This is a genomic window from Enterococcus mundtii (genome assembly GCF_002813755.1).
Taxonomy (GTDB): domain Bacteria; phylum Bacillota; class Bacilli; order Lactobacillales; family Enterococcaceae; genus Enterococcus_B; species Enterococcus_B mundtii.
Map to the genome: position 1 here is coordinate 1,417,561 of NZ_CP018061.1, position 11,910 is coordinate 1,429,470.

Below are 11,910 nucleotides of genomic sequence, written 5' to 3' on the forward strand. Positions count from 1 at the left end.
TTGATTTGCAAACGCTTTCTCTATGTTACCGATAACAACTTAACAAAGGATCAAAAATCCATTCGTTTGGACTTCAGCTTTGCCGTCTTTTAAGATGTCACAATTTTGGCTGAATAAAACATCATTTTCTAAATCGACCAAGTACGGTTCTGTTCCTTGATTGAAATAAGCATGAATGGTTTGCTGATCGAGATGACGAGTCAAATGAATTTGTTCGTTTTTATCGTCGACCGATCGCCAAGTCAGATCCCCTTCAATCAACACTTGTTGCACTTGTTTACGCACACAGATCAATTCTTTGACGAACCCCTTCAATTCAAGATCTTGCTGGTCCTTTTCCCAGACCATACATTTTCGACAGTCAGGATCATCATGACCTGTCATGCCGATTTCTGTTCCGTAGTAGATGCAAGGCGCCCCTTTTTGTAAGAACATGAAAGCTAACACTGATTTCATCAGTTCCTTGTCCTCTTTACACAAAGTCAATATTCTTGCTGTATCATGAGAATCCAATAGATTGAATGTTCCTTCATTGACTTGATCACGATATAGCATTTGCTGATGATTCATGCCACTGACCATTTGAGTGGGTGTGATTTTTTTATGGACGAAATAGTCTTTGATCGAATCCATAAAGGCGTAGTTCATCACCGCATGGAATTCATCGCCCTGTAACCAAGCTTGAGAAGAATGCCAGATTTCACCTAAAATATAAATATCAGGTTTGATCGTAGTGACCGCTTCTCTGAATTTCTTCCAAAAATGATGATCCACTTCATTTGCTACATCTAACCGCCATCCATCGATATCAAATTCCTTGACCCAATACGTGGCAATATCTAATAAATAATCTTGTACTTCTTGATTTGCTGTATTGAGCTTAGGCATAAATGGCGTAAATGCAAACGTATCATATGCCAGATTTTCGGCTGTTTCAGGAACATCTGTCATTTGATAGGCATCCACTGGAAATGAATGGATGTGGAACCAGTCTTTGTAGCGGGATTTCTCGCCATTTTCGATCACATCTTGCCATTGTGGTGCATGACTACCCATATGATTGAACACGGCATCCAGCATGATTCGGATTCCTTTATCATGCGCTTTTGTGATTAACTCTTTCAATAACTCTTTATCACCAAATTGTGGATCGACCGCATAATAATCGATCGTGTCATATTTGTGATTCGAGGTTGCTTCAAAAACAGGACAGAAATAAATCCCTGTGATCCCTAAATCAGCTAGGTAATCGAGATGATCGATCACCCCTTGAAGATCTCCGCCAAAGAAATCTTCTCGATCCGGGTCTTTACTTCCCCAAGGCAACGTCCCTTTAGGATCATTTGTTGGATCACCATTCGCAAAGCGTTCAGGAAATATTTGATACCAAATCGTTTGTTTTGCCCATTCAGGTACTTTGAAGCGATCGATTTGTTGAAAATATGGCATACGGAAATAATAGTTTGCATTCGCCAATGTTTCTTCTTGATAAGGGAATATTCCTTGGTCTCCGTAAAAACAATCCATCCCATCAATTCCCACGATGTGAAACCCGTATTGCAATCGTCTAGTATCACTCGTCAACTCGATTTCCCAGTAATCATGAAGAAGTGTACTTAACCCTTTTTTCATTGGTTGTTCTTTTAAATACCAATTTTCTGAGAAAATCGTATATGGATCTCCGCTGATCACAGAAACGTGTTTGACATCATCTTTACTTGTACGTAAGCGAATCCGCATTGTTGTCTCACTGTATAAATAAGCAAATTCACTTTCGGGTCGATGATAAATTGCTGCAGTATTCATTTCAGTCCTCCCTTGTCTTTCAGTTAACAAAAACAACTATAAAAGATAAATAACCGAAAGACAACGCTTACATTCCTGTTATCGGTAACAAGATTTTTATCAAAAAAAAAGATGAATGACACACTGTTTACAAAACACGCGTGATTCATCTTCTTAAATACTATTTAATTCTATATGTTTTTTTATCGTACGCATACTTCAACAACTGCTTTTCTTGCCATGTGACACCAATCCCTGATTGACCAGGAATCATCAAAAGTCCATTTGTGATTCTAGCTTTTGGTTCGACGATATCATCATGGAAATAGCGATCAAAAGCAGACAAGTCTCCTGGAAAAGTAAAGCAATCTTGACTTGCAAAATGCAGATTCATCGCTCGACCGACTCCGGATTCAAACATGCCACCTAACCAAACGAGCAAGTCATTTTCCTGACAAAAATCAACGATCCTTAAAGCCTCAGTGATCCCTCCCACTCTGGGAATCTTTAAATTGATTGCCCGACAACTTCCCAATGCATGAGCTGTTTTTACGTCTTCCAGTGTTCGGATATTCTCATCAAGACAAACAGCTGTTTTGATTTCCTTTTGAAGTATGGCATGGTCAACATAGTCACGAGGGTGAAAAGGTTGTTCGATCATCGCAAGCTTCAAGGCGTCCATTTTCTTGAATAACGGCAGATCGTTGATCGTATAAGCAGAATTTGCATCTGCCATCAATTGGATCTCTGGATATTGCTCACGCAACGCTTGCAGTGGCACTAAGTCATAGCCAGGAGTGATTTTCAACTTGATTCGTTGGTACCCTTGATCAACATAAGTTTTTGCAGTCGCAAGTAAATCTATCGGGTTGTCATGGACACCAATACTGACACCTACGGGAATCGCTGATCGTTCGGCAGAAAACAACTTTTGTAATGGGCGTCCTATTCGACGAGCATAAAGATCCCAAACAGCTGTTTCAACTGCTGATTTTGCCATAAAATTCCCTTGCGTATGCTTGAAAGCTGACCAAATTTCTGAGGGATGCGAGAAGTCAAGTTCGAATAAACAAGGAATCAGCTCTTTTTGTAATACCGATCGACTCATATCAATCGTTTCTTCAATGTAATCTGCTCGTTCAAAAGCGACCAGCTCGCCTATCCCCTGATTCCCTAACTCGTCTTCCACGATCAACAAATCAAAAGCTTTTGTTTCCAATCGACCATAGCTCGTTCTAAAAGGTGTCACTAAGGGTAGTCGCAAACAGTACTGTTGGATGTTGACTATTTTGATGGCGTCCACTCCCTTTCCATTTCATTGATCCAAGTAGTAACAGTTGTTTCAAATAGCCTAGGTTGCTCGATGTGACAACAGTGCCCGCAATCCGCAAGGACCTGGCAACAAAAAATCTCTTTAACATCTGTCATTTGTTTACCGATCTTTTGAAACTTCTCATCCTTTTGACCAACAAGATACAATAGTGGGCATTCGATACTCGCTAAATCTGGCCAATAATTTTTTTGCGCGCCAGTTCCCATATAGTAAAGACTTAATGCTAAACCTAGCTTATTTTGAGCAAGTCGCTCGTTTCTTACTCTGCTTTTTTGTTCCAAGGGTAACGCCTGTTGTGAAGCAAATAGTGGTAACTTCTCCCAATCATCAACAAAATCAATCAGAGGCTCTCTCATTAAACGTAAAGAAAGTTTTCGATCAGCTTTTTTACGACTGTTTCGTTGCTGTTCATCCGCAATCCCGGCAGTTCCACCTTCTAAAATGAGCCCTTTGATTCCTTGTGGTTGTTCGATTGCCCAAGCAAGTGCCACTCGTGCACCCATCGAGTAGCCTAATACATAAAAAGAGGAAATTTCTAATAATGAGACAAAACTCGTCAAATCGGCTACTAATGACGTAAGTTGGTAACGATAAGGATGCAGGTAAACCGCTGTTTTTCCATGACCGATCAAATCAATGGCTAAGTAATTAAACTGAGGATTCTCAAACATGAACGTTTGTGCACTACCGGTAAAGCCATGCAAACAAACAACCGTTGGTTGCTTTGGATCAGTATGCTGTAACCAACGGTAATGGTAAGTAGCAGCTCGAACAGTCTTAACTGGCATCAGCCTATTTCCTCCTGATAACGACGCTTCATCTGTTCCCATAACTGGACAGGTTCTTGTTGTTGCCCTCTAATTTTAATCAATGTCCAATCCCTTTGATTCCGGCTTTTTTCAATCGCTTGCTCAAACTCTTTACTTGAAGTTGGTTGTATATAATGACCATTATATAAATCTGCTACCTTCTCTAATTCTAAATCAAGTGGCGTACCAAACAATGGTTCAAAATCAGTCTCTGGGAGTTGGTTTTGAGGAAGAAAAGAAAAGATTCCCCCACCATTGTTGTTCAATACGATTAAAGTAACAGGTAAGTGATAACGTCGAATTAGCTCCAACGCGTTCATGTCATGAAACAGCGCAAGATCGCCGATCAAGACAAACATCCGCTTGTTCCTTACCAAAGCGATTCCTGCCGCTGTAGAAATCAACCCGTCGATCCCGTTGACCCCTCGATTTCCGTAGATTGGAAATGATTCTCCAGTACGCGAAGCAAAACGATCAACAAAGCGGATCGCGTTACTATTTGCCAAAAATAAAGCTTCCTCTGATTTTATCGCTTGCAATAACTGGCAACTAGCATTGCTTTCGCTCCATTCATCGATAGACAATTCTTTAGTGATGACTTCTCTCGCTTTTTGATAAGCTCTTTTCCATTGCGCCAACCATTCGTCAGAGGTTGGCGAATTAGGTAGTGCATCCAAAGTTTCCGATACTAGTTTACAGAAATCAAGTACACCGATTTGGATAAAACTTGTTCCTAAATGCAATGGATCACGCCATTCTTCCTCATCGATCAACACATAGTCAGAAATAGCTTCGTGATTTTTTTTTAAATAAAGCATCACATTTTTAGCTACAGGAAGATTACCAAATTGCCAAATGACTTCAGGAGTTTCAGGAACCGGTCCAGAAAAAATCAAATCTGCATGCGGAAGATAGCCATCGCTCATTTGTTGACAAGCACCTAAATTTGCCAAGGGATCACCAATGATTGGCCATTGTAAAGATGTTGCTAAAGTAAGTAACGCTTTTGCCTCATCAGGTGTCAATTCTTTACCGACGATCATAATCCCTTTTTTTGATAACCAAGGAACAAGCTCTGGCATTTGCTTCGACACAATTTGAGTAACCAGTTTTTTGGGATGAAAAGATCCATCAAGAGAAAAAGTTAAATCAGGCAATAAAGGCTCTCTAAAAGGCAAGTTGATCTGAATTGGCCCTGCCGGTACACGCATTGCTTCATAGGCACAATTGGCGCCATGCCAGTAGCTATACCGTATCATTTCCGGAGTGGCTTCAGGAAGTGCTAATTCGATAAACTTTTTGATATGCGAACCAAATAACTTTTGTTGGTCCATCGTTTGTGGCGACCCAACGCCACGTGCTTCTGGTGGACGGTCTGCTGTAAGCACTAGCAAAGGAATGTTTGTTGCTTTTGCTTCACAAACTGCTGGAAAGAAGTTCGCTGCGGCAGTTCCCGACGTACAAAGAACTCCAACTGGTTGCTTTAATGCTTTCGCCATACCTAATGCACAAAATGCCGCAGATCGCTCGTCTACAATCACCGTTGTTTTGATTTCCGGATCTCTATGAAGTAACAAGGCAAGTGGGGTCGATCGTGAACCGGGACTGATGACGACATTTTTAAGCCCGCCTTCTTTCATTCCCTTGATGAAAGCCAATAAATACGCAGTCATTTCTTGTTGTTTAGTCATCCCTTCACTCCTCTAAGCATAGGTTGAAATTTTAGCAATGTTTCTTGGCGTTCTGCCTCAGGATCAGAATCCGCAACAATGCCACAACCTGCATATAATATTCCTTCGGTTTCAGTCAAGATACCCGAGCGGATGCCTACAGCAAACTCTCCGACATCCTCGATCGGGTCCAACCACCCGATTGGTGCCCCGTATAACCCTCTACCGAAAGGTTCATGATCTTTGATCCATTGCAACGCCAGTTCTTTCGGTTCACCACCTAAAGCAGGAGAAGGATGGATCAATTTTACTGCATCGATCAATGAGACTCCCTGCTTACGTTCTCCAGAGAAAGTCATCGCTAAATGCTGAATATCGCGGTTTTTCAATAAACGGCGGGATGAGACAGCGACATCACCGGCGACAATATTCGCTAATTGATTCTCTAATCGTTGAGCAACAATTCCGTGTTCTTGTGTATTTTTAAAGTCTTTTAAAAGTTCTTTACCGATTTCATCGTCTTCCTGCACAGTCGATCCTCTAGGTGCCGAACCAGCTATCCCAGCAGTCATAAATTGGCTTTTCGTTCCTTGGACCAATCGTTCTGGTGTAGCACCAATGAAAGCATGTTGATCGGATGCTAAAAGAAATAGATAAGTTTGTGGTTGTTGTTCAGATAAACGCTGAAGAATTTGAGTTGTCGACTGGAATGATCCGTGTATTGCCATTTGTCTCGCTAAGACGACCTTTTTAAGCGAAGTTGCTTCGAGTACGATTTCTTTCCTCGCATCCTCTACATTGCATAGAAAAGCTGGAATTGCCAGCTCTTCTGACGACACAAAGATATTTGCAGATTGTTCTTGTTCTTTGCCTTTTAACAATTCACTAACAAGACTATCTAAATACGAAAAACCTTTTAAAAGACTTCTGATTGTTGTAGCTTCTTTTCTGATTGTCAGAATAACTTGAGTCTTTGAACCTATTCGCTTGAAAAGAATACTTGGTAAAATGAAAAAGCCAGATTCAAGCTTACTCCAAATTTTTTCTTTTAGGTTGTTTGGATCAAATGGAAAGCCTCCAAAAAGCAAAGGTCCCCCCTTCTGTCTCGATACGTTTAAAAAACTTTTAGAAAACTCAAGAGAGAATCCTTTTATAGCACTGGGTATGTCATCATATTCCCCAACAAATAAATTTTCTCCTAGCCCTAATAATTCACATTCCTCATCAGGAGTACACCAATAAAAGCGATCTCCTTTAGAGGGGACAAGAGACAAGAGTTTTTTAACCGTTTGTTCACCAAGCTCGTAGCTATAAGTAAAATAAAGATGATTTCCCAAAAGCTGATCATCGATTGAGCTATCTAATTTGATATTCAATGTAATTCACTCTTTCTTCTGTCATTAAAAGACGTTTGATTGGTTTTCCGGTCGCAGTTTTTGGAATTTCAGAGACACAGTAGATTTTAGTAGGATGCTTGTAACGTGCTAATGGCGCTAATAGCTCTGTGATTTCTCTATCAGTAAGGGGTTCATTCAATCGCACATAAGCCACAGGAGTTTGTCCCCACGTTTCATCCCAAGTGCCTACGACAGCGACCTCCGCAATTTTATTGCAAGTTAAAAGTACTCGCTCGATTTCAACTGGGAAAATATTCTCTCCCCCCGAAATAATACGTTCACTCATGCGACTGACAATATAAAGATAATCCTCTTCATCAAGGTACCCCCAATCGCCAGTGTGAAACCAACCATCCTCTGTCCAAGAATCCGGATTGACGCAATTCAAATAGTGGTCGATGATCGATGGCCCTTTGACTAAAATCTCTCCCATTTGATCTGAATTCTTATCTTTTTGAATACGGATCGATACCTCAGACAAAGCTTTACCAGAAGAACCGGTTTTTGCTCCGAATGACTCCGGAGAAAGGGCGACGATCTGTGAACAGGTTTCTGTCATGCCATAAGAAAGCATCACAGGCACCTGTTTTTCCATACATGCTTGCATGACTCGTCTTTCTCCCGGCCCTCCCCCTAATAATACTTTTTTGAATGAGGGAGCATAACCACTTTCTGGGATCAATGGTTCAAGGTCTTTCAACATTTTGCTGACCAAAGAAATATAGTTGCCACTTCCATTTGCTAAAAGTTGATGGACTTGTTGAGGAGAGAATCCCTGCAACAGAGTCACTTGGATGCCTAAAGCAAGTGAGCGTAATAAAATAGATAAGCCACTAATGTGATAGAGTGGCACACAGCAGATCCAGCTATCTGAACGATCTACTTCTAAACTTAGCGCAGTCGCTTGGCTACTCGCATAGTGATTGGCAAATGTTTGCGGTACGCCTTTCGGTTTACCTGTCGTTCCAGAAGTATACATGATTGATGCGATTGACGCTTCTTGATACCCCTCATCAAACCAATCCTTCGGCTGTAGAACGTGTAATTCCGAAGGATCGGGAAATGAATACCAAGTGATTTGTTCGTTGACCGCTAATTTTTTGGCGGAAATAAGAATAAATGTCCCTGCATCTGCCATCTGTTCACTGATCTCATTCGTTGTCAAGCGTGTATTGACAAACTGGATCTCTTTTCCTAATTCCCATAATGCTAAGATCGATAAATAGCCATCTAGATCATTTTCACAATACAAGGCAACTCGTTCACTCGCTTTGGGTAATATTCGATGATAATACTCTGCAAAACTCTGAACGTGGGAAGTCAGTTCGCGAAAAGACAAACATTGATCGTTCCACTGACAAGCTGGTGCATCTGGATGAAGCATTGTTTGTTTTTGCAACCAGCTATTAGGTTGAGGTTTAAGGGAACTTAGGGAATTGGTCAAAATCAGGTTCTCTTTTTTCTTTAAATGCGTCGCGCCCTTCTTGTGCTTCATCCATGGTGTAATATAAAAGCGTCGCATCTCCGGCCAATTGTTGGATACCTGCTAAGCCATCTGTATCTGCGTTCATTGCCGCTTTGATCATTCGTAGAGCTAGCGGGCTTTTCTTCAACATCTCTTCTGCCCACTCAATCGTCACGTCTTCCACTTGTTCGATTGGTACGACCGTATTGATCCAATTCATTGCCAATGCTTCTTCAGCACTATATTGCTTCGTCATGAACCAAACCTCTTTCGCTTTTTTATGTCCTACGACCCGAGCTAAGTAACCTGAGCCATATCCACCATCGAAGCTACCAACGTTAGGCCCTGTTTGACCAAATTTCGCATTTTCCGCTGCGATTGTGATATCACACACAAGTTGTAAGACATTGCCCCCACCGATCGACCAACCTTTGACCATCGCGATCACTGGTTTAGGAATAACTCGGATCAACCGTTGCAAGTCTAATACATTCAAACGTGGAATTTGGTCTTCACCAACATACCCACCATTTCCTCGAACTTTCTGATCACCACCTGAACAGAATGCTTTGTCACCAGCTCCTGTCAAAATGATAACACCGATATCTTGACGATCACGACTGATTGTAAAAGCTTCAATCATCTCAAAGACTGTTTTTGGTGTAAAAGCATTATGGACCTCTGGGCGATTGATTGTTATCTTAGCAATCTTCCCATATTGTTCAAATAGGATCTCATCGTATTCCTTGATTGTTTTCCATTCTCTCATTTCTATCTCCTCCTAAAATTCATTAAATTTATTATACACAAGAAAAAAGAAAACGTTTGAGTATCTTAAAATAAATTTAGAATTTCTGTTATACTAAAAAAAAACAAGATTGGAGCATACCTATGGATCTATTACAATATCTTGGAATCGAAATACTATCCGTCAGTTCAAAAGAAGTCCAATTGACTTTTGCAATTGAAGAAAAGCATCACCAACCTTATGGCTATTTGCATGGAGGAATCAATGCTGTATTGATCGAAACGGCTTGTAGCATTGGGGCTAACGAATATTTACAAGCCCCCCACTTTGCTGTAGGGATCGATCTGCAAGTCCAACATTTAAATAAAGCCTCTACAGGTACCTTGAAAGTGGTCGCACATCCTGAGAAAGTCGGGAAAACTATTCACTTTTGGCAGGCAACGGTTTATTTAGATAATGATTTGAAAATCGCCACTGGCCAATGCACTTTGCTGGTCAATTAACTCTTATAAGGAAAATTAAAAAAAGATTGAACCAGCTCTAAAAATCTCATTCTTTGTTCCATTTCATAATTGTTTTTATTGATTGGTGTCCACTATTTCGACCCATTTTAGCTTTGAACGATTCATTATAAATTTAGGTTTATCTAACTTTCTTTTTCAACTTTGTTAACTTTTATACAAAATTAATGTATAATGAGAATAGTTGGAAATAAATGTATAGTAGGAAGTGGATAAATGAAACACGGTAGAAATATAATTTGGACATACATTAAAATAGTGTTTGCTTTAACTATTTTAGCTATCAGTATCAACATGTTTTTAGGTCCGCATCATATTGCAGCTGGTGGTGTAAGTGGACTTGGTATTTTACTTGAGTCAGCTTTAGGTTTGAACCGAGCAACAGTTATACTGGTTTTGAATATCATCATGTTGATCTTGGCCTTGATTTTTTTAGGCAAGAAACCTTTCTTTAAAGTATTATTTGGTAGTTTAGTCTTCCCAGCGATCATTGAGATCGTCCCAGAATATATGATCACGCCGGATCGTCTCTTATCAGTCATTTTCGGTAGTGCGATCTTTGCTTTAGGTGTAGCTATCTTATACAAAAATAATTCATCTAGTGGCGGTACCACGATCCCTCCCCTTATCTTCAAAAAATACTTCAATTTAAGTACTTCCATTGGACTTTTGTTGACCGATGCTGTCGTTGTTTCGTTAACCTTATTTGTTTTTGGATTTGATGAATTTCTCTATGCGATTCTGTCGATCGTAATTACATCCATCGTGATGAATTACATTGAAACAGGAACAAATCGTCAAAAATCGATCATGGTGCTAAGCGAGAATCATCTTTTAGAAATCCACACACGTTTAAGTCAGGAGATTGGACGAGGGTTCACGATCCTAGAAGCTAGAGGCGGTTATAGTAATCTATCAAAAGAAGTGTTATTGATGGTCGTAACTGACCAAGAATTTTCTAAAGTCAAACCGATAATTGAAGAAATCGATCCGAATGCTTTTGTCATCGTCAATAGTGTAGCAGAAGTCATGGGTAGTGGATTTACGTACCATCCGATCGAATGATGTCCCAATTAAAATGAACGGCCTATTCCTATAAAAAAGTCTACTCTTGGTTTTTATTCATAAATCAGGAGTAGACTTTTTTTCAAAACAAGTTAGTTGCTCTACCTAAATAAATTGTGTACAATTTAATTGTATCAAATATAAAAAGAGGAGTGATTTTTAATGAAAAAAATGTATTCAACAAAAATGATCAATACTGGCGGACGTTCTGGTGAAGTACACAGTCCAGATCACTCATTCGAGCTTAACATTGCAGCTCCAGGTAAACGTGTAGAAGATGCAACAAATCCGGAACAATTGTTTGCCGCTGGCTTTAGTGCATGTTTCAACAGCGCACTAGACTTGATCAAAACACAAAAAAATATTGACGGTGCATCAACAATCAGCGCTCAAGTGTCTCTATATGCAGAAAGTGAAATGAGTTTTGTGTTAGGCGTTGAGATCGAAGGTTCAGTTGAAGGTTTATCACTCGAAGAAACACAAGAATTACTAGAAGCTGCACATAAAGTTTGTCCTTATTCAAAAGCAATAGCTGGCAATATTGAAGTCACTTTGACAGCCGTAGAGAACTAGATTTTTTTAGAAAAAACAAGTATGCTATAAAGTAGCACATTAGGAGGTGGTCTATTTGGAGGAGTTATTACTAAAAAATCAATTATGCTTTCCTTTATATGCCACCTCTAAAGAAATTACTCGTTACTATACGCCCTTGTTGAAGCCACTGGATCTTACTTATACGCAGTATCTTGTTTTACTTGTTTTATGGGAGAGAAAACAAATCACCATGAAGGAATTAGGAAAGATCTTGTGTTTGGATTCAGGAACTTTGACTCCCGTAATAAAGAAATTAACTAGTAAGCAGTATATCACTCGTAAAAGAGATGATTCAGATGAACGAGTATCTATCCTATCTCTAACTGAACAAGGACTTTTGTTGCAAGAACAAGCAAAAGACATTCCAGAAAAGATCCTTGATTTTTTACCTTTAGATGAAGAAGAATTATCTATGCTACTTTACTTGACTAAAAAAATGCTTAAAAATTTTAATAAAGAACAACACGCTCGGTAATCACATTACCGAGTTTTTTTCGCTTGATTGACCAGTTTATAAGAAAAG

At 39.7% G+C, this 11,910-nt stretch carries 11 protein-coding genes; 4 read left to right on the top strand and 7 right to left on the bottom strand.

Annotated features, from left to right (window positions below):
• Window positions 1–39 precede the first annotated feature (39 nt).
• The 7 genes from EM4838_RS06765 to menB all read right to left on the bottom strand — a co-directional run bounded on the left by EM4838_RS06765 (window position 40) and on the right by menB (window position 9,228).
• Complete coding sequence (locus EM4838_RS06765) at window positions 40–1,806, bottom strand: glycoside hydrolase family 13 protein (protein ID WP_071867083.1); 1,767 nt, start codon at window positions 1,804–1,806, stop codon at window positions 40–42.
• A gap of 160 nt (window positions 1,807–1,966) precedes the next feature.
• Window positions 1,967–3,079: an o-succinylbenzoate synthase gene (gene menC / locus EM4838_RS06770; protein ID WP_071867094.1), complete on the bottom strand. Its 1,113-nt coding sequence runs from the start codon at window positions 3,077–3,079 to the stop codon at window positions 1,967–1,969.
• Window positions 3,070–3,906, bottom strand: a complete 837-nt coding sequence (menH, locus tag EM4838_RS06775; RefSeq protein WP_071867084.1) for a 2-succinyl-6-hydroxy-2,4-cyclohexadiene-1-carboxylate synthase — start codon at window positions 3,904–3,906, stop codon at window positions 3,070–3,072. The genes menC and menH overlap by 10 nt, the downstream gene beginning before the upstream one ends.
• Window positions 3,906–5,618: a 2-succinyl-5-enolpyruvyl-6-hydroxy-3-cyclohexene-1-carboxylic-acid synthase gene (menD, locus tag EM4838_RS06780; RefSeq protein WP_071867085.1), complete on the bottom strand. Its 1,713-nt coding sequence runs from the start codon at window positions 5,616–5,618 to the stop codon at window positions 3,906–3,908. Before menD ends, menH begins: the two co-directional genes overlap by 1 nt.
• Window positions 5,615–6,973, bottom strand: a complete 1,359-nt coding sequence (locus EM4838_RS06785; RefSeq protein WP_233433772.1) for an isochorismate synthase — start codon at window positions 6,971–6,973, stop codon at window positions 5,615–5,617. Before EM4838_RS06785 ends, menD begins: the two co-directional genes overlap by 4 nt.
• Window positions 6,954–8,438: an o-succinylbenzoate--CoA ligase gene (menE, locus tag EM4838_RS06790; RefSeq protein WP_071867086.1), complete on the bottom strand. Its 1,485-nt coding sequence runs from the start codon at window positions 8,436–8,438 to the stop codon at window positions 6,954–6,956. The genes EM4838_RS06785 and menE overlap by 20 nt, the downstream gene beginning before the upstream one ends.
• Complete coding sequence (gene menB / locus EM4838_RS06795) at window positions 8,413–9,228, bottom strand: 1,4-dihydroxy-2-naphthoyl-CoA synthase (RefSeq protein ID WP_065095843.1); 816 nt, start codon at window positions 9,226–9,228, stop codon at window positions 8,413–8,415. Before menB ends, menE begins: the two co-directional genes overlap by 26 nt.
• A gap of 122 nt (window positions 9,229–9,350) precedes the next feature.
• On the opposite strand from menB, the gene EM4838_RS06800 reads away from it, so the two are divergent.
• The 4 genes from EM4838_RS06800 to EM4838_RS06815 all read left to right on the top strand — a co-directional run bounded on the left by EM4838_RS06800 (window position 9,351) and on the right by EM4838_RS06815 (window position 11,862).
• Complete coding sequence (locus EM4838_RS06800) at window positions 9,351–9,710, top strand: PaaI family thioesterase (RefSeq protein ID WP_071867087.1); 360 nt, start codon at window positions 9,351–9,353, stop codon at window positions 9,708–9,710.
• 234 nt (window positions 9,711–9,944) lie between these two features.
• Window positions 9,945–10,793: a YitT family protein gene (locus tag EM4838_RS06805; RefSeq protein WP_071867088.1), complete on the top strand. Its 849-nt coding sequence runs from the start codon at window positions 9,945–9,947 to the stop codon at window positions 10,791–10,793.
• Window positions 10,794–10,955: 162 nt separating this feature from the next.
• Window positions 10,956–11,366 (top strand): organic hydroperoxide resistance protein, encoded by a 411-nt coding sequence (locus tag EM4838_RS06810; RefSeq protein ID WP_071867089.1) that lies wholly within the window; start codon window positions 10,956–10,958, stop codon window positions 11,364–11,366.
• Between the two features lie 55 nt (window positions 11,367–11,421).
• Entirely contained in the window at window positions 11,422–11,862 is a 441-nt protein-coding gene (locus EM4838_RS06815) for a MarR family winged helix-turn-helix transcriptional regulator (RefSeq protein ID WP_071867090.1), read from the top strand.
• The last annotated feature ends 48 nt before the right edge of the window (window positions 11,863–11,910 follow it).

What these genes read in the sequence shown, in the direction of transcription:
- EM4838_RS06765 (WP_071867083.1), bottom strand. Translation starts at nt 1,806, where the DNA reads ATGAATACTGCAGCAATTTATCATCGACCCGAAAGTGAATTTGCTTAT.
- menH (WP_071867084.1), bottom strand. Translation starts at nt 3,906, where the DNA reads ATGCCAGTTAAGACTGTTCGAGCTGCTACTTACCATTACCGTTGGTTA.
- menD (WP_071867085.1), bottom strand. Translation starts at nt 5,618, where the DNA reads ATGACTAAACAACAAGAAATGACTGCGTATTTATTGGCTTTCATCAAG.
- menB (WP_065095843.1), bottom strand. Translation starts at nt 9,228, where the DNA reads ATGAGAGAATGGAAAACAATCAAGGAATACGATGAGATCCTATTTGAA.
- EM4838_RS06800 (WP_071867087.1), top strand. Translation starts at nt 9,351, where the DNA reads ATGGATCTATTACAATATCTTGGAATCGAAATACTATCCGTCAGTTCA.
- EM4838_RS06805 (WP_071867088.1), top strand. Translation starts at nt 9,945, where the DNA reads ATGAAACACGGTAGAAATATAATTTGGACATACATTAAAATAGTGTTT.
- EM4838_RS06810 (WP_071867089.1), top strand. Translation starts at nt 10,956, where the DNA reads ATGAAAAAAATGTATTCAACAAAAATGATCAATACTGGCGGACGTTCT.